22 protein-coding genes and 2 pseudogenes are annotated in these 22,209 nt (G+C 76.1%); 9 read left to right on the top strand and 15 right to left on the bottom strand.

Annotation, left to right across the window (positions count from 1 at the left end; all coding sequences use genetic code 11):
* Positions 1-206: 206 nt before the first annotated feature.
* Both pdxR and ACZ6Y7_RS06415 read right to left on the bottom strand, forming a co-directional pair.
* Positions 207-1,679: a MocR-like pyridoxine biosynthesis transcription factor PdxR gene (gene pdxR / locus ACZ6Y7_RS06420; protein ID WP_465756685.1), complete on the bottom strand. Its 1,473-nt coding sequence runs from the start codon at positions 1,677-1,679 to the stop codon at positions 207-209.
* A gap of 179 nt (positions 1,680-1,858) precedes the next feature.
* Positions 1,859-2,452, bottom strand: a complete 594-nt coding sequence (locus ACZ6Y7_RS06415) for a universal stress protein (RefSeq protein ID WP_465756684.1) — start codon at positions 2,450-2,452, stop codon at positions 1,859-1,861.
* A 473-nt stretch (positions 2,453-2,925) separates the two neighbouring features.
* On the opposite strand from ACZ6Y7_RS06415, the gene ACZ6Y7_RS06410 reads away from it, so the two are divergent.
* Positions 2,926-3,321, top strand: coding sequence for a transglycosylase family protein (locus tag ACZ6Y7_RS06410; RefSeq protein WP_465756683.1), 396 nt, complete (start codon positions 2,926-2,928; stop codon positions 3,319-3,321).
* A 149-nt stretch (positions 3,322-3,470) separates the two neighbouring features.
* Here ACZ6Y7_RS06410 and ACZ6Y7_RS06405 read toward each other — a convergent pair whose 3' ends face one another.
* A complete protein-coding gene (locus tag ACZ6Y7_RS06405) occupies positions 3,471-4,064 on the bottom strand; it encodes a pyridoxamine 5'-phosphate oxidase family protein (protein ID WP_465756682.1) in 594 nt (197 codons plus the stop codon).
* 191 nt (positions 4,065-4,255) lie between these two features.
* A complete protein-coding gene (locus ACZ6Y7_RS06400; RefSeq protein WP_402212639.1) occupies positions 4,256-4,690 on the bottom strand; it encodes a CBS domain-containing protein in 435 nt (144 codons plus the stop codon).
* A gap of 165 nt (positions 4,691-4,855) precedes the next feature.
* Between ACZ6Y7_RS06400 and ACZ6Y7_RS06395 the strand changes: the two genes are divergently transcribed.
* The 5 genes and pseudogenes from ACZ6Y7_RS06395 (at position 4,856) to ACZ6Y7_RS06375 (ending at position 8,651) form a co-directional block, all read left to right on the top strand.
* Positions 4,856-5,776, top strand: a complete 921-nt coding sequence (locus ACZ6Y7_RS06395; protein ID WP_465756681.1) for a helix-turn-helix domain-containing protein — start codon at positions 4,856-4,858, stop codon at positions 5,774-5,776.
* Positions 5,777-5,837: 61 nt separating this feature from the next.
* Entirely contained in the window at positions 5,838-6,263 is a 426-nt protein-coding gene (locus ACZ6Y7_RS06390; protein WP_465756680.1) for a VOC family protein, read from the top strand.
* 5 nt (positions 6,264-6,268) lie between these two features.
* Positions 6,269-6,649: an MmcQ/YjbR family DNA-binding protein gene (locus ACZ6Y7_RS06385; RefSeq protein ID WP_465756679.1), complete on the top strand. Its 381-nt coding sequence runs from the start codon at positions 6,269-6,271 to the stop codon at positions 6,647-6,649.
* Between the two features lie 196 nt (positions 6,650-6,845).
* Positions 6,846-7,715 (top strand): annotated as a pseudogene (gene ligD / locus ACZ6Y7_RS06380) (non-homologous end-joining DNA ligase); the annotation flags it as partial.
* 81 nt (positions 7,716-7,796) lie between these two features.
* Positions 7,797-8,651 (top strand): ATP-dependent DNA ligase, encoded by an 855-nt coding sequence (locus tag ACZ6Y7_RS06375; protein WP_465757005.1) that lies wholly within the window; start codon positions 7,797-7,799, stop codon positions 8,649-8,651.
* A 125-nt stretch (positions 8,652-8,776) separates the two neighbouring features.
* Here the strand turns inward: ACZ6Y7_RS06375 and ACZ6Y7_RS06370 are convergent, their stop codons facing one another.
* The 4 genes from ACZ6Y7_RS06370 to ACZ6Y7_RS06355 all read right to left on the bottom strand — a co-directional run bounded on the left by ACZ6Y7_RS06370 (position 8,777) and on the right by ACZ6Y7_RS06355 (position 10,579).
* On the bottom strand, positions 8,777-9,358 hold the full coding sequence (locus tag ACZ6Y7_RS06370) for a type 1 glutamine amidotransferase domain-containing protein (RefSeq protein WP_465756678.1): 582 nt from the start codon (positions 9,356-9,358) through the stop codon (positions 8,777-8,779).
* A 13-nt stretch (positions 9,359-9,371) separates the two neighbouring features.
* Positions 9,372-9,668: a PRC-barrel domain containing protein gene (locus tag ACZ6Y7_RS06365; protein WP_465756677.1), complete on the bottom strand. Its 297-nt coding sequence runs from the start codon at positions 9,666-9,668 to the stop codon at positions 9,372-9,374.
* A gap of 4 nt (positions 9,669-9,672) precedes the next feature.
* The gene (locus ACZ6Y7_RS06360; protein WP_465756676.1) at positions 9,673-10,071 is read right to left on the bottom strand and encodes a hypothetical protein; all 399 of its coding nucleotides are present in this window, start codon (positions 10,069-10,071) and stop codon (positions 9,673-9,675) included.
* Between the two features lie 64 nt (positions 10,072-10,135).
* Entirely contained in the window at positions 10,136-10,579 is a 444-nt protein-coding gene (locus ACZ6Y7_RS06355) for an HAD family hydrolase (protein WP_465756675.1), read from the bottom strand.
* Positions 10,580-10,819: 240 nt separating this feature from the next.
* Here ACZ6Y7_RS06355 and ACZ6Y7_RS06350 point away from each other — a divergent pair, with 240 nt between their 5' ends.
* Positions 10,820-11,842: a hypothetical protein gene (locus ACZ6Y7_RS06350; RefSeq protein ID WP_465756674.1), complete on the top strand. Its 1,023-nt coding sequence runs from the start codon at positions 10,820-10,822 to the stop codon at positions 11,840-11,842.
* A 42-nt stretch (positions 11,843-11,884) separates the two neighbouring features.
* Here ACZ6Y7_RS06350 and ACZ6Y7_RS06345 read toward each other — a convergent pair.
* Positions 11,885-12,776, bottom strand: a pseudogene (locus ACZ6Y7_RS06345) (DUF2268 domain-containing putative Zn-dependent protease).
* Between the two features lie 60 nt (positions 12,777-12,836).
* Positions 12,837-13,583, bottom strand: a complete 747-nt coding sequence (locus ACZ6Y7_RS06340) for a GNAT family N-acetyltransferase (protein WP_465756673.1) — start codon at positions 13,581-13,583, stop codon at positions 12,837-12,839.
* Between the two features lie 84 nt (positions 13,584-13,667).
* On the opposite strand from ACZ6Y7_RS06340, the gene ACZ6Y7_RS06335 reads away from it, so the two are divergent.
* Positions 13,668-14,195, top strand: coding sequence for a GNAT family N-acetyltransferase (locus tag ACZ6Y7_RS06335; RefSeq protein WP_465757004.1), 528 nt, complete (start codon positions 13,668-13,670; stop codon positions 14,193-14,195).
* A 118-nt stretch (positions 14,196-14,313) separates the two neighbouring features.
* Here the strand turns inward: ACZ6Y7_RS06335 and ACZ6Y7_RS06330 are convergent, their stop codons facing one another.
* Together ACZ6Y7_RS06330 and ACZ6Y7_RS06325 are read right to left on the bottom strand one after the other, a co-directional pair.
* The gene (locus tag ACZ6Y7_RS06330; RefSeq protein WP_465756672.1) at positions 14,314-14,967 is read right to left on the bottom strand and encodes a TNT domain-containing protein; all 654 of its coding nucleotides are present in this window, start codon (positions 14,965-14,967) and stop codon (positions 14,314-14,316) included.
* Between the two features lie 194 nt (positions 14,968-15,161).
* Positions 15,162-16,520 (bottom strand): geranylgeranyl reductase family protein, encoded by a 1,359-nt coding sequence (locus ACZ6Y7_RS06325; protein ID WP_465756671.1) that lies wholly within the window; start codon positions 16,518-16,520, stop codon positions 15,162-15,164.
* Between the two features lie 443 nt (positions 16,521-16,963).
* On the opposite strand from ACZ6Y7_RS06325, the gene ACZ6Y7_RS06320 reads away from it, so the two are divergent.
* Positions 16,964-17,959 carry an LPXTG cell wall anchor domain-containing protein gene (locus ACZ6Y7_RS06320; protein WP_465756670.1) on the top strand — a complete coding sequence of 332 codons (996 nt, stop codon included), beginning with the start codon at positions 16,964-16,966 and terminating at the stop codon, positions 17,957-17,959.
* 625 nt (positions 17,960-18,584) lie between these two features.
* On the opposite strand, the gene ACZ6Y7_RS06315 is transcribed toward ACZ6Y7_RS06320, so the two are convergent.
* The 3 genes from ACZ6Y7_RS06315 to ACZ6Y7_RS06305 all read right to left on the bottom strand — a co-directional run bounded on the left by ACZ6Y7_RS06315 (position 18,585) and on the right by ACZ6Y7_RS06305 (position 22,127).
* Positions 18,585-19,685: a calcium:cation antiporter gene (locus ACZ6Y7_RS06315; RefSeq protein WP_465756669.1), complete on the bottom strand. Its 1,101-nt coding sequence runs from the start codon at positions 19,683-19,685 to the stop codon at positions 18,585-18,587.
* Positions 19,686-19,776: 91 nt separating this feature from the next.
* Positions 19,777-21,369 (bottom strand): serine/threonine-protein kinase, encoded by a 1,593-nt coding sequence (locus ACZ6Y7_RS06310; protein WP_465756668.1) that lies wholly within the window; start codon positions 21,367-21,369, stop codon positions 19,777-19,779.
* Positions 21,366-22,127: a serine/threonine protein kinase gene (locus ACZ6Y7_RS06305; RefSeq protein WP_465756667.1), complete on the bottom strand. Its 762-nt coding sequence runs from the start codon at positions 22,125-22,127 to the stop codon at positions 21,366-21,368. Before ACZ6Y7_RS06305 ends, ACZ6Y7_RS06310 begins: the two co-directional genes overlap by 4 nt.
* Between the last annotated feature and the right edge of the window lie 82 nt (positions 22,128-22,209).

Here is a 22,209-nt window from a genome sequence, read left to right as displayed (position 1 = left end):
GTAGGCGGAGCCACCGCTTCGGTTGTGCCCCTCGGCCCGGTTCCGTACCGACGCAGGAGGGGTGAGCGGACGCCGTGCACCGCCCGGTCGCGTTCCGGCCCCACCGGTGCGCCCGGGGGCCTATCCTTCGCCGTTCCCCCGGCCCGGATCCCCGGCCCCGCAACTCCCGCCCGTCGCCTCCCGTTCGTCCCGGCAGCCCCACGGATTCAGGCCGACGGCGGCAGGATGTCGCAGAGCGCCGCGACCGCCGCCGGGTAGGCGTGGTCGGGCGGGGTGGCGTAGCCGACCACCAGGCCGTCGGCGGCGGGCATCTCGTCGGGGGCGACCGCCGGGTGGCGGAAGTCGGCGAGGCCGTCGACGGCCAGGCCCCGGTGGGCGGCGGCCTTGAGCACCGAGCGCTCGGTGCCCGGCTCCAGCCGCAGCACCGCGTGCAGGCCGGCCGCGATCCCGGAGACCCCGACGTGCGGCGCACTCGCCGCGAGCGCGGCCACCAGGTGGTCGCGGCGGTCCCGGTAGTGGCGGCGCATCCGGCGCACGTGCCGGTCGTAGCCGCCGGAGTCGATGAACTCGGCGAGGGTCAGCTGGTCCAGGGCGCTGGCCCAGCCCTCGCGTTCGCCCTTGGCGGCGAGCGCCCGGTCGACCAGGTGGTCCGGCAGCACCATCCAGCCCAGGCGCAGCGCGGGGCTGAGGCTCTTGCTGGCGCTGCCGAGGTAGACCACCCGCTCGGGGTCGAGCCCCTGGACGGCGCCGACCGGCTGGCGGTCGTAGCGGAACTCGCCGTCGTAGTCGTCCTCCAGGAGCAGTCCGCCGCGGCCGCGCGCCCAGTCGACCACGGCGGCGCGCCGGCCGGGGTGCAGCGGCCCGCCGGTGGGGAACTGGTGGGCCGGGGTGAGCAGGACGGTGCGGACGTCCCGGTGCCGCGCCAACCCGTCGACGACGGCGCCCCGTTCGTCGATCGGCAGCGGTACCGCGGTGACGCCGGCGGCGGCCAGCAGGCCGCGGTGGAAGCCCAGTCCGTACGCCTCGACGGCCAGCGGACCGTGCTCGGCGGGCGGCAGCACCGCTCGCGCGCCGTCGAAGAGCAGCCGCAGCGCGTGGGCGAAGCCGGAGCAGATCACGATCCGGTCGGGGTCGGTGCGCACCCCGCGGGCGCGGGCCAGGTAGTCGGCCAGGACGGTCCGCAGCTCGCGGCGGCCCTGCGGGTCGCCGGGGCCGAAGGCCTCGTTGGGCGCCACGGACAGGGCCCGCCGGGCGGCGGCCAGCCAGGCGGTCCGGGGGAAGGAGGCGCCGTCGGGCCGGCCCTGGCGCAGGTCGTGCCGGGGACCGGGCCGGGGCGCGGGCCGGCGGGCCCGGGTGGGCGGGACGGGCTCGGCGCGTTCGGCGACGGCCGTACCGGAGCCCTGACGGGCGGTCAGCCAGCCCTCGGCGACGAGTTCGGCGTAGGCCTCGGCGGCGGTGTTGCGGGCCAGGCCGAGGTCGGCGGCGAGCGCCCGGTACGGCGGCAGCCGGGTGCCGGGAGCCAGTCGGCCGCTGCGGATCGCCTCGCGCAGGGCCGCCATCAGCGCGGCGCGGCGGCCCCCCGTGGCGGGCAGGTCGAGGTGCAGGTCGTTCCCGGCCGGGGGGGCGGGTGCGGAGGGGTGGGCGGGCTCGGAGGGGTGCGTGCCCCGCGTGTCCGTCATGTTCACGCACCCTACCGGCCGCCCCACGCCGCCCCGCGCGCGGTCCCGCCCGCGCTCCGGGCACCCCGCCGGGCACTCTTCGCACGGGGCGACGGGCTCCCGGCCCGCAGGACGAGGGACACGTGCAAGGGGACGGCGGCCCCCGGGGGGCGACGATCAGCGGTCAGCTCTCCACGTCTCTACGGGACGACGGTCACCGGCCAGCGGCCCGCCTTCACCAGCCGGACGGCCACCGATCCGATCACCTTGTGCCCGGCCTGCTCCGAGACACCGACCACCACCGCGTCCGCGCGCAGCTCGTCCGCGAGCTTGGCCAGCCCGCCGTACGGGTCGCCGCGCATGGTCAGGAAGCGCCACTCCACCTTCCACACCTCGCGCACCCGCTCCTCGGCCTCGCGCAGGGCGGCCAGCAGTTCATCGGCGATCTCCTGGGTGGTCTCCTCCACGGCGGCTCCGGCCAGGGCGGTCGCGGCGCCGAGGATCGGCTGGATGTACGCCACCGCGAGGACGGCGCCCTGCCGGCGGGCCAGTCCGGCGGCGTAGGCGGTGGCACGCCAGGAGGAGTCGGAGCCGTCCAGCCCGGCCAGGACCACCTTGGGCCCGTCCGTGCCCAGCTCGAAGCCCTGGGGTGCGGCCGCGGCCTCGGGGCCCTCGCCGCCGCTCGGCACCCGGGCGGACGCCCCCTCCGGCGTCCCGGCCCCGGGCGCCCCTCCGCTGCCCGCGTCCGCCGCTCCGGCGGCCGCGGTGTCCGCTGCATCGCTGTCGTTGCTCATGCGCCAGAGGCTATGCCCGGCACCGTGTGTGCGGGCAGCGGGCACTCCGGGTGAGGCCTGTGGTGCGGGCCACCCGGAGCGTCGGCGGGCCGGGCGGAATCGGCACCGCCGGCGCGGGCGCCGTCACGCGCTGTCGACGATGTGCGCGGCCTCACACGGCTTCTCGTGTGGTCCGGGCCACGTCGCGGGGCTTTTTGATCTTGGAAATGGGTGTAAATCGGGCCAAATTGGCACAATTCCTTGATCTTTACCCCTGGTAACGGCCCTCTGACGTGCCTAAACCTTCGAATCCTTGAACCCGGCACCACCGCCCCCGTAACTTCGAACCCGTTGCACCGAGCGATCCGCTCCGGAGGGCCTCACCGCCCCGAGCAGGACACGGTGCCGGACCACGCGAGTGATGTGTCCCCGAAACCGACGGCCTTCCGAGGGCCTGGTTCCGCGCGCTCGCAAACCCCTCCGAAAGGAAATCCATGACCTTCCGTAACGAGACCGCCGCTGCCACCACCGCTGCCACCCCGAAGCGCCGCAACCGCGTCCGGATGGCTCTGATGGCGGGGGCGCTCACCGCCCTGCCCGTGGCCGGCCTCGTCGCGGCGACCAGCGCCTCCGCCGCCCCGTCCACCGTGTGGGACAAGGTCGCGGCCTGCGAGGCCACCGGCAACTGGGCCATCAACTCCGGCAACGGCTTCTACGGCGGCCTGCAGTTCACCTCCAGCACCTGGGCGGCCTTCGGCGGCACCTCCTTCGCCCCGCGCGCCGACCTGGCCACCAAGGACCAGCAGATCTCCATCGGCGAGAAGGTCCTCGCGGCCCAGGGCCCGGGCGCCTGGCCGATCTGCTCCGTCAAGGCCGGCCTGACCAAGTAAGGCCTGACCGAGTCCGGCCTGGACAGGCACGGCCCGACCGGATGACGCCTGGGCGGGCAAGGCCTGAGCACCAGAGGCCTGAGCACGTCAGGCCCGGGCAGCCAAGACCCCCGCGAAGCCGCCGCACCCCCACGGGTGCGGCGGCTTCGTCATGCCTCCGGCCCCGGGCGGGGCGGGAGCGGCAGCGGCAGGGCGGGCAGGCCGTCGATGCTGGTGACCACGAGCGGCTTGCGCTCGCAGTAGGAGCCGAACCCCTCCTCGCCCTGGCGGTCGAAGTACTGGGCGTGCAGATCGCGTTCGGCGCGGTAGTCCATGAACGGCACCGCGTAACCGCAGGAGTCGCTGACCCGCTCGGCCCGCACCAGCACGATCGCCCGCAGGCCCGAACCCTCGGCGGCCGGACCGAAGTGGCCGAGGAGCTCCGCGAAACGCGGATCGTCCCGGAAGACCGGCTCGCCCCGGCCGTGCACCCGCACCACGGTCGGCGGCCCCTCGAAGGAGCACCACATCAGCGTGATCCGGCCGTTCTCCCGCAGGTGCGCGACCGTCTCGGCCTGCGAGCCGCCGAAGTCCAGGTAGGCGAGGGTCAGTTCGTCGAGCACCGCGAGGGTGCCGGAACGCCCTTTGGGGGAGAGGTTGACGTGCCCGTCGGCGGCCAGGGGGGCGGTCGCGACGAAGTAGACCGGCTGGCGCTCGATGAACTCGCGCAGCCGCCCGTCGATGCGTTCGTGCAGCTTTCCCATGGGCGCGATTCTGCCCCCATCCCGACTGCCGGGAAAGGAAGATCCGTTCCCCGAGACGCCTGCGCGGCCCAGGACCCACGCGGCCCGGGACGCACCACGGCCCCGGACGGCACCTTCGAACGGCCCGGCCGGCCCGTGGGGCCGGCCGGTCACCGGTGCGCGGACGGGGCCGGGCAGGGACGGGCGCGAGGTCACTGCTTCATGTAGACGCTGTCCATGAAGTCGATGATCTGCTGGTCGGTCAGCCGCTGGCCGTCGCGGTGGCCCATCGCCAGGTCGGCCTCGCTGATCATGCCCACCAGCCGCTCCCCCTCGATCACCGGGATGCGCCGGATCTGGTGCTGCTCCATCTTGCGCAGCACCGCGTCCATGCTGTCGTCGGCACGCACGCAGTGCAGGTGACCGGACAGCTCCATGGCCGTCATCGTGTTCGGGTCCTTGCCCTCGGCGATACATCGCAGCACGATGTCGCGGTCGGTGATGATGCCCTTCAGCTTCTGGTCGTCGCCGCAGATCGGCAGCGCGCCCACGTTCTTGTCGCGCATCATCATCGCGGCCTCGGCCAGCGTCTGGTGGGCGCCGATGCACTGGGCACCGGTGTGCATGATGTCTCGGGCAGTGGTCACGGGGACTCCTTCGTCGATGGTTCCCCCCGCCTTCCCCCCCGGACGGTGCTCCCGCACGCCCCAGCCGGGCGCGCGGAGGGTCACCGCGCCATCACCATAAGCAACGCCGGTCCCGCCCGCGACCGCGACCGGACGCCGGCGCCCGACGCCGCCGATACTGGAGGCGTGACCACGGACACCGGGAATCCGGCCCCCCGGGCGGCCGGCCCGGCCCCCGGCGGCGCCGTCGACGAGGCCGTCCGGGCCCGGCCCACCACCGCGCTGCGCCCGTACGTGGCCTGGTACTCCGGCTACCGGCAGCGCGGCCTCGCCCCCGCCGTCCACCGCGGCCTGCCCTCCCCGTACCTGACCTTCATCCTCACCCTCGACGAGCCGCTGGTGATCGCCGGGCACCCCGATCCCGCCCAGCCGCCCGGCAGCTACCCGACCCTGCTCGGCGGCCTGCACACCACCCCCGCGCTGATCACCCACCAGGGCGCGCAGTCCGGAGTGCAGATCGCCGTGCACCCGCTGGCCGCCCGGGCGCTGTTCGGCTTGCCCGCCGGGGAGTTGGCCGGGATCGACGTGCCCGCCGACGAGGTGCTCGGCCGGCTCGGCCCGCGGCTGCGGGAACGCCTGCAGACCGCGCGCACCTGGGCGGAGCGGTTCGCCGCCCTGGACGGAGCGCTGCTGCGGGCCGCCCGGCCGTCCGGTCAGGTACCGCCCGAGGTGGGCTGGGCGTGGCGGGCGCTGCGGCGCAGCGGCGGCACGCTGCCGGTGGCGGCGCTGGCCCGGGAGACCGGCTGGAGCGCCCGGCACCTGCAGGAGCGGTTCCGCCGGGAGACCGGGCTGACGCCGAAGGCCGCCGCCCGGGTGATCCGCTTCGACCGGGCCCGGCACCTGCTCGCCGCCACCGCCCCTACCCACCGGCTGGCGGAACTGGCCGTGCACTGCGGGTACTTCGACCAGGCGCACCTGGCCCGCGAGTTCCGCGCGCTGGCGGGAGCGGCACCGAGCGCCTGGCTGGCGGTGGAGGGGCCGGAGACCGCGAAGTTCCGAAACGTCCAAGGCGGGGCGCCCGGGGCGGCCGCAGAGTGGGAGCCGTAAGCCGCTTTCGAAGGCCTGGCGGAACTCCGCCCCCTCCCCGACGACCCTGAGGAGAGCAGCCATGGACGCCACCGAGACCCCCGCCCCGCAGGTCTGGCCCAGCCTGCGCGCCACCGACGCCCGCGCCCTGATCCGCTTCCTGGTGGAGGCCTTCGGCTTCCAGGAGGTCGTCGCCTACGGTGAGGGCGACTTCGTCGCGCACGCCGAGCTGGCCTGGCCCGAGGGCGGCGGTGTGATGCTCGGCTCCGGCCGGGAGACGCCCGAGGGCGCCGCGCCGTGGGCGGGCGAGCCGGGCGGCTTCACGGCGTACGTGGTCACCGCCGACCCGGACGCCGTGCACGACCGGGCGGTGGCCGGCGGCGCCCGGATCACCACCGCGCTGCACGAGACGGAGTACGGCTCACGGGACTTCGCCGCCGCCGACCCGGAGGGCAACCGCTGGTACTTCGGCACCTACCCGGGCGCGCCCCGGCCCGCCGCGCGGTGAGCCCGGTGCCCGCGCCCGGAAGCCGGGAGCCGGCGCCGGCGAACCCGGTGGACCGGCTGCGGGCGCTCTGCCTGGCGCTGCCGGCGGTCGAGGAGCGGGTCAGCCACGGGGAGCCGACCTGGTTCGCGGGCTCCGGCCCCCGGGCCCGGATGTTCGTGATGCTCTCCGACCACCACCACGACGACCGGATCGGCTTCTGGTGCGCGGCGCCCGGCGGAGTGCAGCAGCGCCTGGTCGACGAGGACCCCGAGCGCTACTTCCGGCCGCCCTACGTCGGCCACCGGGGCTGGCTCGGCGTGTACCTGGACGGGCCGGAGCCGGACTGGGGCCGGATCGAGGACCTGGTCGCGGACGCCCACGCGCTGGTCGGCGGCCCCGGCCGCTAGTCGGGCCCCCGTCGGTCCCGGTCGGTAGTCGGCCGCCCGTCGGCTTCGGCCGGTACTCAGGCCCGCCGTCGGTCCCGGTCGGTAGTCGGGCCCGCTGCCCGGGGTACCGGGCACCCCGGGCGGTGGCCGCCGAAGCGGGGCAGACTGGCCTGCGGGGGCCACCCACCGGAGGCGTCGGAGGCGGACCGTGCCGCAGATGACGGTGGACGGGCGCACCCTCGCCCTCTCCCACCTCGACAAGGTGTACTACCCGCGCACCGGCACGCCCAAGGGCGAGGTGCTGCGCTACTACGCCGCCGTCCACACCGCCCTGCTCCCCCACCTGCGCGACCGCCCGGTCTCCTTCCTGCGCTGCCCGGACGGCGTCGAGGCGGAGGTCTTCGTCGCCAAGAACCCGCCCCCGGGCACCCCGGACTGGGTGCGCACCGTCGACGTCCCCAGCACCAGCGGCGAGCTGCGACAGGTGGTGCTGGAGGACGGCGCGGCGCTGCTGGCCCTCGCCAACCTGGGCTGTCTGGAACTGCACGTCCCGCAGTGGCACGCGGCCGCCCCCGCCCTCGCCGACCGGCTGGTCCTGGACCTCGACCCCGGTGAGGGCGCGGACGTGCTCACCTGCCGGACGGTGGCGCTGCTGCTGCGCGAACGGCTGGCGGCGGACGGCCTCACCGCCTGGGTGAAGACCTCGGGCTCCAAGGGCCTGCACCTGCTGGTCCCGATCGAGCCCACGCCCAGCACCAGGGTCTCGGCGTACGCGAAGGCGCTGGCCGCCGCCCTGGAGGCCGAGCACCCGGAGCTGGCCGTGCACGCCATGGCCAAGGCCCGCCGCCGCGGCCGGGTACTGGTCGACTGGTCGCAGAACAACGCCAAGAAGACCACCGCCGCGCCGTACACGCTGCGGGCCCGGCCGCTGCCGACCGTCTCCACCCCGCTGTCCTGGGCGGAACTGGAACGGGCCGCCGACGAGCGGGAGCTGACCTTCACCCTCGCCGAGGTACCCCGCCGGCTGGCCGCCGACGGCGACCTGTTCGCCCCGCTGCTGGCCCCGGAGCGGGCCCGCCCGCTGCCCGGCCGACCGGCCGGGCCCGCCCCGGCCCGGAGCGGGGCGCCCCGGCGGCGGTCCCAGGTGCTCCGGCCGCCCGTCGAGGTGATGCGCCCCGCCGCCGTCACGGCCGTCCCGCCCGCCGACGGCCTGGGCGGCGGCGGTGTGCAGTACGAGCTGAAGCTGGACGGCTTCCGCTGCGTCGCCTTCGCCCGCGGCGACGACCCGCCGTTCCTGCAGTCCCGCACCGGCCGGGACCTCGCCCCCGAGTTCCCGCCGATCGCCGCCGCCGTCGCCCGGCTGCCCGAGGGCCTGGTGCTGGACGCCGAACTGGTCGCCTGGCGCGGCGGCCGGTTCGCCTTCGGGGAGCTGCTGCGCACCCGCCAGGCCCGGGCCGCGGCCCCGGACGTCGTGCTCGGCCTGATCGCCTTCGACCTGCTGGCCCTGCCCGGCCGCGACGTCCGGGGCCTCCCGCTCGCCGACCGCCGCCGCCTGCTGCTCGCCGCCCTGGCCGACGTCCCGCCGCCGATCCAACCGGTGCTGGCCACCACCGACCGGACGGAGGCACTGGAGTGGATGGAGCAGCTCGCCGACAGCGGGGTCGAGGGCCTGGTCTGCAAGGCTTCCGCCTCCCCGTACCGCCCGCGCGGCGCGGGTCGGGCCTGGGTGAAGTACCGGCGCAGCGACACCCTCGACGCCACCGTCCGCGCCGTCACCGGGCCGGCCGCCCGGCCGCACGCGCTGATCCTCCAACTCGACGACGGCCGCGTCTTCCTGACCACCCCCCGGCTCACCCCGGTGCAGTCCCGCGAGGTCGCCGACGTCATCCGCCCCCTGCTCGGCCCGCCCTCCACGGACCCCGACCACGGCCCGGTCCACCCCCTCACCGCCCCGCTGCGCGCCGAACTCACCCTCACCGGCCGCCCACCCACCGCCACCTTCGTCCGCCTCCGCGGCGACTGACCCGGCCGCACGGCCGCAACCCGGGCCCGGGCCCGGGCCCGGGCCCGGCGCCATGGCGGCACGCGACCTCCGGACGGAAGCCGCCGCGCCTCGCGCGACCTCGCCGCACCCGGGCCGCTCGTGCCCTAACGCCGCCCAGCCGTGGCGTGGGCGAACTCCGTCACGAAGGCGTCCTCGAAGAGCGGGAGGTCGGCGGGCCGGCGGCTGGTGACCAGGAGACCGGGGCCGTCGGGGCAGACGTGCACCGGTTCGTCGACCCAGTGGGCGCCGGCGTTGACCAGGTCGGTGCGCAGGCTGGGCCAGGAGGTGAGGGTGCGGCCGCGGACGGCGTCGGCCTCGATCAGGGTCCAGGCCGCGTGGCAGATCGCCGCCACCGGGCGGCCCGCCGCGCAGCAGCCGTGCACGAAGGCGACCGCCGCCCGGTCGACGCGGAGGTGGTCGGGGTTGGCGACGCCGCCGGGCAGGACCAGACCGTCGTAGTCGGCCGGGTCGGCGCCGGAGACCAGGGCGTCCACGGCGAAGGTGTCGCCCGGCGCCCGGTGCCGGACGGCCTGCACCCGCCCCTCGGCGGTGGACAGCAGGCGCGGGGTGCCGCCGGACTCGGCGACGGCCTGCCACGGGGAGGTCAGCTCGGACTGTTCGACGCCGTACGGCGCCACCAGGAAGGCGATCGTCCGGCCGGTGAGCGTGGTGGACGGCCAGCGCATCGCTGCGGGCCGCTCAGCGCGGTCGGGGGGCGGTGAGGTCGACCGCGGCGGGCGGGGCGGAGCTGAGCCTGGCCCGCGGGCAGTCGAGGTGGACGGCGAGCACCAGGTGGTCGACCCGGGCGACCAGGCCGACCGGGACGAGCACCCGGGTGCCCGGCACCCAGGGTTCGGCGTCGACCAGCAGGTGGTCCCCGGTGTCCTGCTCGACCCGGCCGACGCGGCCGTCGGTGGCCAGCACCTCGTACCCGACCAGGCCGAGGTCGGCGGCGGGGTGGGTGCCTGGGCGGTGCTCCCACAGGTCGGTGGTCATCGCGTCACGCCTCCGGCCGGTCCCAGGGCCGCCGTTCGCGGCGCTCCTCCGGCTCGGCGGGCGCGGCCCGTCCGGCCCGCGAGGCGCCGCGGCGGCGGAGCAGCGCCGAGGTGGCGACGGCGGCCGCCACGGTGGCCGCCCAGACCACCCCGAGCGCGGTCAGTACGGCCGCGGTCGGGGTCCGTACGCCCACGCTGAGGCAGATCGCGCTCATCACCAGGGCGGTCAGCACCACCCCCGCCGTGACCCGTCGGCCGACGGCTCGGAACACGCGCCGGACCCGGCCGGGGCCCTTGGCCCCCATCGTGCTCAGCTTCCGGTCGAGCCGAGTGTCATGGCGAAGATCGGACTCGATCTCCTCGAGGAGCCGCCGCTCCCATCCGCTCAAAGCGGGTCCGTCCATCTCGGTCACCTCCGACACTTCGGTGACGTGCTCGCACCCGGCGGTTGCCCGGCGCGGGCCGGCGCTAACCGTTCCGGGCACCGCCCGTTCCCGCGCCCACGGGTCCGAAGGCCCGGGGGCGGGCGAGCAGGCTGTCGTCCAGGACGCGCAGCAGGGCGGCGGCGTCGCGGTGGACCTCGGCCGCACCGGCCGCCCGCAGCTCCGGACCGGCGTTTCCGCCGGTCTCCAGGGCGACGCACGGCACCCCGGCCCGCCGCGCCGCCCGCACCTCGCGCACGCTCCCGGCGACGGCCACGGCGTGCGAGGGCTCGCCGTCCACCAGCTCCAGCGCGGCCCCCACCGGGTCTCCCCCGGGGTCGGCCACGGTCAGGACCGGGACTCCGACGGGACCGGGCCCGGTGAGCACGACCGTCCAGCCCCGGGCGGCGCACTCGCGCAGCAGCTCGGTGCCGCCGGGCAGCGCGGGCCGCCAGTCGGTACCGAAGAGAGCCGCCGAGATCACCGTCATGGCCACCGCTTCCGTTCGAGGGCCAGGCACCGTATGCGCCCTTCCAGGTTAGGCCGCTCCCCCGCCCGGCGCGCTGCCTACCCGGCACCGCGCACGACGTCCACCGTTCCGGCGCGGTGCCGGGCACCGCGCCGGAACGGGAGGGCGCGGGACGGGAGCGCCCGGGGCCGGGCGGGAAAACGGCTTGGCGGCCCGGCGGGGCACGGCGATACTCCGGGAGTCCGTGAGGGGGGAGAGCGTGTGGCGGTGTTCGTGTGCGCCGGGTGCGAGGGGGAGCTGAGCGTTCCGGTGTCCCGGGTGGCGCTGCCGGCCCATGCGCACGGCGGGGGCGGCGACCGGTTCCTGCCGCCGGTGCTGCAGCCGGGCAGCTACGCCGTCGATCCGGAGCCGTCCGGGCCGCCGTTCCGGAGCTGGGCCGAGATCGGAGCACGGGAGGCCGCCGCGCGCGGGGTGTACGCGCCGGTGCGCTCCCTGTCGTTCGCTCCGCCGGGCCGGATCCTGCTGGCGCCAGGGGACACCCGCGGCACCGCCCTGATCCCCGAGCGCTGCGACGGCTGCTGCGCCTCGGACGGCCGGCTCGGCCCCAACCTGGCCTGCGCCCGCTGCGGGCGTGAGGTGGGCACCCGGATCGACGACTGCTACCACTGGCAGGCGGTCTGGTTCGAGCCGGTCGCCGTGCACGAACGGCCCCTCGGCGGCCCGGCGCGCCCGCCCGGGGACGGCTGGAGCGTGCCGGGACTGCCGCCGGTCGAGCCCCAGGGCTGGTGGAGCGAACAGTGGCGGGCCGCCGTCGGAACGGCACTCGCCGACCTCCTGGCGGCCTCCGGCGGCGAACCGCTGGACCTGCCCGAGGGCCTGCTCACCGAGACCTTCGGCCACGCCCTGGCCGGGGTGCTCCCCTGCGGCACCCCGACCCGCCGGGTCGGCCTGGCCGGGCCCGGCCATGTCCGCCCGGTCCCCTCGCCGGACATCGCGCTGGTTCCCCGGCACCCCTGGACGGGCGTCGTGTGGCAGCCCGCCGACGGCGCGGTGCCCGTCCCCCTGGACGCCGAGGTGTGGACGTACCTCGCCTTCCCGGAGCCGGCGTCCACGACCCGCCTGCCCGACGGGGTCGAGCGCGACGACCCGCTCCCGCTCCGGCCGCACCGGCTGTTCACCCCCGACCGGCGGCTGTTCCTGCACCGCCTGGCGCGGCTTCCCGCCGTCCGGGAGCCGTGGCTGCGCGCGATCTACGACCGGCTCGCGGCCGACGGGCCGTTCTGAGCAGTGCCCTGCGAGCGGGCGGGGCGCGGTCCCGGGCCGGCGTCAGGCCGCCGTCGGCACACCGGCGTTGGCGAGGACCTCCCAGGCCGGCATCGCCACGCTCGCGGCGGCGGTGAGGCCGGTGGCCGCGAGGTGGGCGTCCGCGATCCGCTGGCAGGCCGCGTTCCCGGCGAAGTCGGGCAGCCCCACCGGCTCGCAGCCCCATCAGCCGCGCGGTCGCGTCGCCGTGGACGTACGGCGGCAAGTTCCGCATCCCGGTCACGTCGATCCCGGCGGTGACCTTCCGGTGGACGCGTTCCAGCTCGGCGCCGGTCAGGGCCGTGGCCCACGGGCCGAGGGCCTGCTCCCCGACGAGTTCCCGGACGAAGGCCTCGGCCAGTCCTTCGGCGACGACCTGCTTGCCGACGGTGACGGTCAGCGGGTCCCAGGCCACGTTGGCGTAGCGCACGTTGTGGTGGAGTTCGTGGGCCGCCGCGTGGCCGATCTTCACCAGGGCCGTTGCGGTGGGCCACATGCGCAGCTGGATCGCGCCGGGGAAGCCGCCCGTCCCGAAGTAGCCGTGGTTGCGGACCGTCAGGTGCTCGTCGTCCGGGTCGCCGAGCACCAGGACGTCGTCCACCGGGCCGGCGTGCGCGGTGCCGGGCAGCGCGCCGTCGATCCGCTCCCGGGCGGCGGCGAGCGCCTCCTCGACCCGCTGCCAGGCCCCTGTCGCCCGGATCGCCCGCACGGCGGGCAGGTACCGTTCGTCCTCGCGGTCGAACCGGAAGCCGCTGGCCGGCCGGTGCATCCGGACCGGGTCGGCCTCGCCCGTCAGCCGGGTGAGCACGCTCTCCAGGGGACGGTACAACTCCTCCAGGGCGTCGGCCCGTTCGGCCACCGGTCGCTGCGGGAGGTCGAGCATGGTGCTCGCCGTGTGGTGAACGATGATCCTCATGACACGGACGCTGGGCCGTTCCGTCGCGCGAGGGTCAACTCCTCCGGAAGTCCCGGCCGTTCACGCCGTCAGGACCGGATACGGGTCGGAGGCGAGCCGGGCGTGCAGGTGCTCGTCGTTGTAGTCCCGGCCCTCGTGGCGGAAGGAGGCCCGCAGGGTGCCCTCGTACGGGAACCCGGCGCGGATCGCGACCCGGCAGGACGCGTCGTTGCCGACCCCGTGGAAGAGCTCGATGCGGCGGGCGCCCGCGGTCTCGATGCCCCAGCGGGTGACGGCGTCGGCGGCGCGGGTGGCCAGGCCGCGGCCGCGGGCGGCGGCGAGCAGCCAGTAGCCGACCATCGCGACGCCCTCGGCCCGGTCGGTCCAGCGCAGGATGACGTTGCCGAGCAGGCCGTCGTCCGGGGCGTCGGTGATCGCGAAGGAGGCCGTGGTGTTGTCGGCCCAGCGGGCGTCGCAGCGGTCCAGGTAGGCCTCGGCGCCGGCCGGGTCGGTGGTGGGCAGCGGGGTCCACCGGGCGACGGCCGGGTCCGCCGAGGCGGCGACCAGGGCGGGCGCCACGCCGCCGGGCAGGTCGAGGGCCCGCCCCCAGGGGCGCAGCAGGGCGTCGCCGAGGTCGAGGACGGTGGGGCGCAGGACGCGCGGGTCCGGCGCGGGGTCGGTCTCGCGGGCGGTCCCGGCGGCCGTCGCGGCTTCACCGGTGGAAGCGGAAGGGCCGGAAGCAGCAGAGGCAGCGGAAGCGCCGGAAGCAGCGGAGGCGGGGGAAACGCGGGCTGCGGAGACGCGGGCGAGGGAGTCTTTGGCGGTCACCCGGCCTTCCTATCCCCGCTCCCCCGGGCCCGCCAGCGAATTTCCGCCCGGGCGGACGCGTCCGGGTGCGAGGATCGGGCGGCGATCGAGCTGCTGACGGCCCACACGGCCGAGGTGGAGCGCGCCGTGCTGGACGAGGCGCGGGCGCTGCTGTTCGAGGTCTTCGACGACATGACGGACGAGGACTGGGAGCACGCGCTGGGCGGGGTGCACGCGCTGCTGCGCGAGGACGGCGTGCTGATCGGGCACGCGTCGGTGGTCCAGCGCCGGATGCTGCACGGCGGGCGGGCGCTGCGGGCCGGGTACGTGGAGGGCGTCGGGGTGCGGGCGGACCGCCGGGGGCGGGGGCACGGCGGGGCACTGATGGACGCGATCGAGCGGGTGGTCCGCGGGGCGTACGAGGTGGGGGTGCTGGGCGCCGCGGACGGGGCGGTCGCGTTCTACCGGCGGCGCGGCTGGCAGCCGTGGCGCGGGCCGCTCTGCGCGATCACGCCGGGCGGTCTGCGGCCGACGCCGGACGAGGAGGGCGCGGTGTTCGTGCTGCCCGGCTCGGCGCCGCTGGACCCGGACCGCCGGCTGGCCTGCGACTGGCGCGACGGCGACGTCTGGTGACCGCCCGGGCGGGCTGATGCCCCCGGCGCCCAGGGGAGGGCGACCCGGGGGTGCTGCAGCGGGCGAAGCGATCCGCGCAGCGGTGTGGTCCCCGGACGCCGTCGTCGGTGCGGGCCGGTCAGATCCGGGCCAGGTACCCGTTCTCCACCAGCCAGAGCACGTTCAGCCTGGCCGGGCCGCCGGGCACCAGGGCGGCGTCGAGCTGGTACTGCAGGCCCCAGCCGGGCTGGTTGAACCAGGGCGCGATGGGGCCGGCGTGCACCTTGAACGCCTTGACCACCTTGTAGTCGTGGTAGTTGCAGGCGGCCGGCGGGGTGCCGTCCAGGCTCTGCGGCGGGATCGCGCGGTTGGCGTAGGGCAGCCCCTCGGGGGCGAGGAAGGCGCCGTACTCGCTGCCGTAGCGGTCGATGTTCTGGTTCGGCTGGAGGGTCAGGTCGAACTCGATCGGGCTGCCGTCCGGGAAGGTGACGTAGCCGTCGGCGGGCGGGTAGATCCAGCCGCCCGTGCCGCCGTTGGCGGCCGCGTCGTAGTACCTGGTCAGGAAGTCGTGGTCGCTCGCGCCGCCGGTGCGCTGGTAGCCGAGGAGCTGACGGCCGACCGGGCCGCTGCGCGGGAGGTCCTGCGGGCCGAGTCGGGCGTCGTCGTGGAAGAAGGCGGCCGAGCACTCGGCCGCGGCGGCCACGGGGGCGGGGGCCGCTGCGGCGGCCGGGAGGCTCGGGGCGAGGGCGGCGGCGGCCGCGACGAGGGGTATGGCGAGCAGGCGAAGGCGCACGGTGTCTCCGTGATGGGGGCTGGTACGGAGGGGCGTGTCACTCACCCTCCGCGTTCGGACGATCACCAGGCAAGCGGATCGCCTGATCATCCGTCAACCCGGCTTGGCCGAAAGTGTGCTGGATCCGCCGGTTTCCTCCGAGTCCGGGACAGCGGACCGCTCACCCGGAGGATGAGCGGTCCGGCGCGGTGCGTTCAGCGCCCCGGGGCGACCCGTCCCACCAGGTGGAGCAGCCGGTCGAGGGAGTCCTTCGCGTTGGGCTCGGTGAGGTTGGCCATGAGCCGGAAGGCGACCTTCAGCAGCGCCGGATTGCCGAGTCCGGCCGCGCCGGCAGCACCGAGCAGCCGGGGCCGGCCGAGCAGGTCGGCGGCCAGCCGGCCGAGCGCGAAGTATCCGGCGTAGGCGGAGCGCAGCGCCTGCGGATAGGCGCGCAGGGCGAGTTCGCGGCCGCGGTCGGTGCGGCGGGCGAGCGCCTGGACGATCGCCTCGGCGGCGTAGCGGCCGGATTCCATCGCGTAGGCGATGCCCTCGCCGGTGCCGGGGCTGACCGTGCCGCCCGCGTCGCCGACGAGCAGCAGGCCGTCGGCGTAGTGGGGCCGGCGGTTGAGGCCCATCGGGAGGGCGGCGCCGCGGATCGGCTCGGTGACGCCGTCGGGGGTGTAGCCGTACGCCGGCGGCAGGTCCTCGCACCAGCGGCGCAGCAGCTCCCGCCAGTCCACGTCGGTGCCGGCGGTGTCGAGGACGCCGAGGCCGACGTTCGCGGTGCCGTCGCCCATGCCGAACACCCAGGCGTAGCCGGGCAGCAGGCGCCGGGCCGGGTCGCCCGGGTCGCGCAGGTCGAGCCAGGCCTCCAGGTAGCGGTCCTCGTGGCGCGGGGTCTTGACGTACGTCCGGTAGGCGACGCCCATCGCGCGGTCGGTGCGGCGGTAGCGCTTCATGGCGACGGACAGCCGGGTGGAGTTCCCGTCGGCGGCGACCACGATCGGGGCCCGGTAGACGGCGGGCCGGCGCTCCTCGCCCAGCTTGGCGGTGACGCCGGTGATCCGGCCGGTCCGTTCGTCGAGCAACGGACCCGCCACGTTGGCGCGTTCGACCAGCCGGGCGCCGTAGGAGGCGGCCTTGCGGGCGAGCAGCTCGTCGAAGTCGGCGCGGCGGCGGACCAGTCCGTACCCGGGGAAGGCGGAGAGCTCGGGCCACTCGAACTCGAACGAGCGCCGCCCGGTGACCAGCCGCAGGCCCCGGTTGTGCAGCCAGCCGGCCTCCTCGGAGACGTCGATGCCGAGGTCGGTGAGCTGCTTCACCGCGCGGGGGGTGAGGCCGTCCCCGCAGACCTTCTCGCGCGGGAAGGCCGACTTCTCCAACAGCAGGACGTCCAGCCCGGTCCGGGCGAGGTGGGCCGCGGCGGTGGAGCCGGCCGGGCCGGCGCCGACCACGATGACGTCGGCGCTCTCCTCGGGAGCGCTCTCCTCGGGGGCACCCTGCTGGGCGGCGGTCTGCTCGGCAGCACTCTCCTCGGCGGCGCTCTCCTCGGCGGTCTGCTCTGGGCCGGGCATCGCACTCTCCCACGGGTCGGATCGGCTGCGCACGCAGCGGATTCAGCGGACTGGGCGGTTCCAGACGGACGATAGAGAAAGCGGGTGCCCGCCCGCCGCCCCGACACGCAGGCCGCCGACGGGGACCGGTCGATACCGGCCACCTCGACCCCCGGGGTTCACCCCCCGGCTCGGGCCCGGAGTTGACCGGCCGCCGAGCGCACACCGGCCGGAACACACACGAAACCATGACAAGCGGGTGATCGGATCGTTGTGACGGACTTGCCGGACCAACCGCCCGGAGCGATGCATTTCGGCCAAACCGCCCTTGCATCACCTTTCCCGCTGCGGGAACTTTTGTGCCCCTCACGTCGTACGGCACCGGCTCCCGCCGAAACGGCCGACCCGAGGCTCCCTCCCGCCGCGCAGGCTCGTCCCGGCCTGCCGTACCCGATGGAACGCCCATGCACATCCGCTCCACCGCCGCGCGCTCCCTGGTGGCCGTCCCGACCGCCGCCGCCCTGATGCTGCTTGCCCCCGCCGCCGCGCACGCCGTCTCGGGCGGCAAGGGCGGTGCTCCCGGCAACAACGGCACCGTCAAGATCCACGACGCGGGCACCGGCCAGGAGGACGTCCGCAACGAGCCCAAGGTCTGCACCTTCTACCTGGACTCCTTCGGCTTCGACGCCGACCAGGACGTGATCTGGGCGATCACCACCGTCGGCGGCGGCCCCACGGAGAAGCTGGTCGCGTACGGCGACCTCCCGGTGGACGGCCACGGCCACGTCCGCACCGAGGACATCCACCTGCCCGACGGCCACTACAAGCTGTACTGGCAGTCCGTCGAGCTGGTCGACGGCGAGCTGCCGAAGGACGCCAAGCTCAACAACCCCAAGCACAAGGTCTTCAAGGTCGACTGCGGCGCCGAGACCCCGGCCCCGACGGGCAAGCCCTCGCCGACCGTGACGCCGACCCCGACCAAGACCCCGTCGAGCGGCCCGACCACCGTGCCGACCCCGCCGGCGCACAGCCCGTCCGCGCCGGCCACCCCGTCGGCCCCGGCCACGCCCACCGGCACCACCCCGGCGAAGCCGACCGCGACCCCGAGCGCCACGGCCACCACCCCGGCGCCCACCACCCCCGCGCCCACCGCGCCGGTGACCGGCGAGCCGACCGTCGCCCCCACCGACGCGCCGAGCGCCGGCCCGTCGACCCCGCCGACCGCGACCGTGCCGGTGCACCAGCCCACCACCGACACCCAGGTCAGCCCGGAGGCGCCGCTGACCCTGCCCACCAAGGTCAGCGTCCCCACCCCGATCCCGGGCGCCCCCTCGGACGGCAAGAAGCTGGCCACCACCGGGAGCGACGGCACCCTGCTGTACGCGGGCGTCGGAACCGCGCTGGTGCTCGGCGGCGCGGGCGCGGTGGTGTACACGCGCCGCCGCCGTACCTCCTCCTGAGGCGGTGCGTCCCGGGGCGGTGCGCCGTACGGCACCTCCGCCCCGGGACGCCGGGGTCCGTCGCCGGCCCCTCGGGTCCGGCGAGCAAGCCCGTCCGGGGCGCTGACCCCCGCCCCGGACACCGCGCCGCGTCCGAGCCGTGACGCGCAGGGCCCCTGGACCCGCGAGCAGCCGCGGGGCCGGGGGCCGACCGCCGTCGGCGGCGCCCGTGCCCCCGAGGGCCACGGCCGACGGCGCCGCCGACGAGGGACTCCCGGCCACGGGGGTGAACCGGGGCCCTCATCCGGCTCTACGGCCGGTCGGGCGCCCCGGGTTCACCACCCGCACCACGGACACCGGCCGGGCCCGCCCCGGCCACGGGCCACGGGCGACAGGCCACGCACCGGAGCCCACAGGCCACGCGCCACGGGCCACAGGCCACGGAACGCCGGAAGCCCCTGGCTCCATGGGGGGAACCGCCAGGGGCTTCCACCCTTCAGCACGGACGGCCCGGCCCCGCCGGTTCACCACGCGCACGGCCGGTCCGCGCCCACACGTCGGCCCCGCCGGGCCGGGAGAGCCGGAAGCCCCTGGCCGCACGGGGGAACGGCCGGGGCTTCCAACCCCCGCTACGACTGAGCCGCCGTCACGGGTTCACCGCCAGCACCACGTACCCCGCGAGCACCGCCAGGTGCACCGCACCCTGCAGCGGCGTCGCCCGGCGCGGGATCACGGTGAGGATGCCCAGCACGACCGTCAGCGTCAGCAGCACCATGTGCGCCGGCCCCAGGCCGAGCACGAGCGGGCCGGACAGCCAGGTGGAGGCGATGGCGACCGCCGGGATGGTCAGGCCGATGCTGGCGAGGGCCGAGCCCAGGGCCAGGTTGAGGCTGGTCTGCACCCGGTTGCGGACGGCCGCGCGCAGCGCCGCGATGGTCTCCGGCAGCAGCACCATCATGGCGATCACCACGCCGACCACGGCGTGCGGGAGTCCGGCGTCGTCCACCGCCTTCTCGATGGTCGGCGAGACGCCCTTGGCCAGGCCCACCACCGAGACCAGCGCGACGGCGAGCAGCAGGAGGCTGAGCCCGGCGGCCCGGACGGTGGGCGGGCTCGCGTGGTCCTCCTCGTCCAGCACCCGGCCCTCGGGGGTGACGGCCAGGAAGTAGTCCCGGTGCCGCACGGTCTGGGTGGCGACGAACAGGCCGTAGACCACCAGCGAGGCGGTGGCCGCGTAGGTCAGCTGGGTGGTGGAGAACTGCGGGCCGGGCGAGCTGGTGGTGAAGGTCGGCAGCACCAGGCTGAGGGTCGCGAGGGTGGCGATGCAGGCGAGTGCGGCGCCGGTGCCCTCGGCGTTGAAGACGGCGGTCCGGTACTTGACCGCGGTGACCAGGATGGACAGGCCGAGGATGCCGTTGCAGGTGATCATCACGGCGGCGAACACGGTGTCCCGGGCCAGGGTGGAGGACTTGTCCCCGCCGTCGGCCATCAGCGTCACGATCAGCGCGACCTCGATCACGGTGACCGCCACCGCGAGCACCAGCGACCCGAAGGGCTCCCCCGACCAGTGCGCGATGACCTCGGCGTGGTGCACGGCGGACAGCACGGCGGCCACCAGGAAGCAGGCGACCACACCGACCACCCAGCCGGGCAGGTCCTCGTGCCAGGTCAGGGCGAGGACGACGAAGGACACCACCGGAACGACGACGGTCCATCGCGCGGCGGCCGCGCGGAGCTTCGTGATCATGCCGCCGAGGATCCCAGACCGCGAGCCGGTCGCCCGCGTGCCCGCGCCGGGATTCGCCGGGATGTGGCACGACTCGTCCCGGGACGTCCCCTCACCCGCCGTAGTCGGCCAGGTAACGGAGCATCCGGTCGACGTGGGGCCGCACCCGCTCCGGGACGCCGCGGGCCGTCTCCACGGTCTTGTCGCTCGTCCGGTAGGCGGCCGTGAGCAGGGCGGGCAGGTCGCTGCTGAAGCCGGCCCGCTTGAGCTGCTGGTCGAGCCAGCAGACGTAGTTGCCCATCGCGGCGATCGCGTCGCCCGGATCCAGGTAGGACTTGGGGCCGGGGTGGCTGGCCGCCTTGGCCCAGGCGTCGAAGACGGAGGGGGTCCACATCGCGATGCCGTACTCGCCCGTCTCCGGGCTGGCCGCGTTCGGGTCGAAGCCGCTCTCGGCCTTCAGCATCGCGGCCAGCAGCACCGGGGTCACCTCCGGCTCCGGGCAGCGCCGGGCGGCCGTCTCGATCATGCCCCGGTAGGCCACCGGGACGTCCGAGTCCGCCGGGATCGCGCCGGGCAGCGCAGGCCGCGGGGGCGGCGCGCGGTGGGCGCCCGGCCCGGCGGGCTCCGGCCCTCCGGTCAGCGCGAGCACCGTGACCGCGCAGGCCAGCAGGCCCGCCCCGGCCCGTACGGCGGTGCGGCGGCGCCGGGCCGGACGGGCAGTGGCCCGGGCGACCAGCGCGGTCAGGTCGGTCCGGGCCCGCTCCTCCCGCCCGGGGGCCAGGCAGGCCGTCACCACCGGGCGCCAGCGCGCCGGCAGGGCCTCGTCCAGCCGCAGCGGCGCCGCACCGCGCGCATACGCCTGGGCGGCCAGCGAGCGGGCCCGGGCGGTGGCGCCGAGGAAGGGGTGCAGGCCACCGGTGAGCACCTGGTGGGCGATCACCCCGAAGGCCCAGACGTCGGCGCTCGGGCGCACCGCGACCCCACGCGCGCCGGTGCGCTGGGACCACCACTCCGGCGGCACGTGGTCGGGCGAGCCGAGCGGCGGGGCGTAGGCGTGGGTGCCCTCCAGCTCGGCGGTGAGACCGAAGTCGGCGAGCTTCGCGGTGCCGTCGGGCATCAGCAGGACATTGGCCGGTTTCAGGTCCCCGTGCACCCAGCCGGCCCGGTGCATGTGGGTCAGTCCGGCGCAGACCCCGGTGAGGATCCGCTCGGCGCCGGGCACCGCCGTACCGGGTCGGGCGGTGGCCAGGACGTCCTGCAGGCTGCGGGCGGCGCGCTCCATCACCAGGGCGACGGCGCCGTCGAGAGCGGGGTGGTCCCGGTCCCGGACGGTGGCCACGGCGAGGGTGCGGATCAGGTGGGGGTGGTCGGCGCGGCTGCTGAAGCGCTGCTCGCTGCGGGCCATCTGGGCGACGGTCCGGCGCTGGCCGGGGCTGAACCGGGCGGCGCCCAGGAGCTTCACGGCGACGGGGGTGCCGTCCGGGGCCTGCGCGGCGTGGACGCGGCCCCAGGCGCCCGCGCCGAGGAGGGCGCCGAGGCGGTAGCCGGCGACCGGGTAGCCCTCCGGGACCTCGATGGGCGGGCTCTCCGGCGACGGGCTCTCCGGCAGCGAACCGTCCGGCGCCGGGCTCTCCGGCGGCGAACCGTCCGACGACGGGTCGTCCGACGACGGGTCGTCCGGCGGCGGGCCGGCGGCGGGGCTCACGGCCGGGCGGCCGCGCGCCGGGGCGGGAGGAGCGCCAGGTGCTCCTCCCGGACCAGGTCGAACTTCATTGCCAGGGCGGCGAGTTCCTCGCGCTTGCCGCCACCCGTGCCCTCCTCGTACGGGGCGCGCAGCCGCAGTTTCGTCTCCACCAGGTAGTCGATGTGGTAGTTCACCGCCGATCGGGTCAGCCCCCGGCAGGAGGGCAGGGCGCGCAGCCGGGCCAGCACCTCGGTCACGCCGGGGACGGCGGCGGCGGAGGGCGAGCGCAGCCGGGGCTCGCACAGCGCCAGCAGGACCAGGAAGTACTTGGCCGTCGGGTCCAGGGCGAAGGGGCTGACGGTGCGTTCGCCGCCGGCGTCGCCGGGCCCGCCGTCCAGGTAGGCGTGCTGCGGAGCGAAGACCTTGAAGGAGGCGGGCTCGCCGAGCGCGGGCAGCAGCACCCGGGAGAGCTCGAACGGCACCGGCGCCCCGAGCCGGCCGGGCGCCACCTTGACGTGCTCCCCCGCGCCCTCCAGGTTCTCCACGACGTACGTGGCGGTGGCGCTGAAGTTGGACAGCCGCCAGTAGTCCTCGGCCGCGACCACCTCGCCAGCGCGGCGCGAGACGCCCTGGTCGGGCAGCGGGACGGCGACCGGCCGGCCGGGCTCGCCGCGTCCGAACACCGCCGCCTCGCCCGGGCCCATCCGCAGCAGTCCCGGGGCGCGGCCAGGCGCCATCTCGGGCCCCGGGCCCGGCAGTTGCACGATGACCGTGTCCACGCAGCCACCTCCGTGGGATCGGAATCGATGGTATCCACCCTTTTCGCCCCGAGGGCACCGCGCCACTCGGACGAGTGAAGGG

This window comes from Kitasatospora sp. NPDC053308 (genome assembly GCF_055585785.1).
The sequence above is the reverse complement of the archived record's forward strand: the minus strand, read 5'-3'. Positions and strand labels throughout refer to the sequence as shown.

Excerpts from the sequence above, each read along its gene's own strand:
- ACZ6Y7_RS06390 (WP_465756680.1), top strand. The coding sequence starts at position 5,838 with ATGGACGCCACCGAGACCCCCGCCCCGCAGGTCTGGCCCAGCCTGCGC.
- ACZ6Y7_RS06370 (WP_465756678.1), bottom strand. The coding sequence starts at position 9,358 with ATGCGCTGGCCGTCCACCACGCTCACCGGCCGGACGATCGCCTTCCTG.
- ACZ6Y7_RS06355 (WP_465756675.1), bottom strand. The coding sequence starts at position 10,579 with ATGACGGTGATCTCGGCGGCTCTCTTCGGTACCGACTGGCGGCCCGCG.
- ACZ6Y7_RS06360 (WP_465756676.1), bottom strand. The coding sequence starts at position 10,071 with ATGGACGGACCCGCTTTGAGCGGATGGGAGCGGCGGCTCCTCGAGGAG.
- ACZ6Y7_RS06375 (WP_465757005.1), top strand. The coding sequence starts at position 7,797 with ATGCGCCCCGCCGCCGTCACGGCCGTCCCGCCCGCCGACGGCCTGGGC.
- ACZ6Y7_RS06315 (WP_465756669.1), bottom strand. The coding sequence starts at position 19,685 with ATGATCACGAAGCTCCGCGCGGCCGCCGCGCGATGGACCGTCGTCGTT.
- ACZ6Y7_RS06320 (WP_465756670.1), top strand. The coding sequence starts at position 16,964 with ATGCACATCCGCTCCACCGCCGCGCGCTCCCTGGTGGCCGTCCCGACC.
- ACZ6Y7_RS06415 (WP_465756684.1), bottom strand. The coding sequence starts at position 2,452 with ATGAGCAACGACAGCGATGCAGCGGACACCGCGGCCGCCGGAGCGGCG.
- pdxR (WP_465756685.1), bottom strand. The coding sequence starts at position 1,679 with ATGACGGACACGCGGGGCACGCACCCCTCCGAGCCCGCCCACCCCTCC.
- ACZ6Y7_RS06410 (WP_465756683.1), top strand. The coding sequence starts at position 2,926 with ATGACCTTCCGTAACGAGACCGCCGCTGCCACCACCGCTGCCACCCCG.
- ACZ6Y7_RS06365 (WP_465756677.1), bottom strand. The coding sequence starts at position 9,668 with ATGACCACCGACCTGTGGGAGCACCGCCCAGGCACCCACCCCGCCGCC.
- ACZ6Y7_RS06405 (WP_465756682.1), bottom strand. The coding sequence starts at position 4,064 with ATGGGAAAGCTGCACGAACGCATCGACGGGCGGCTGCGCGAGTTCATC.
- ACZ6Y7_RS06325 (WP_465756671.1), bottom strand. The coding sequence starts at position 16,520 with ATGCCCGGCCCAGAGCAGACCGCCGAGGAGAGCGCCGCCGAGGAGAGT.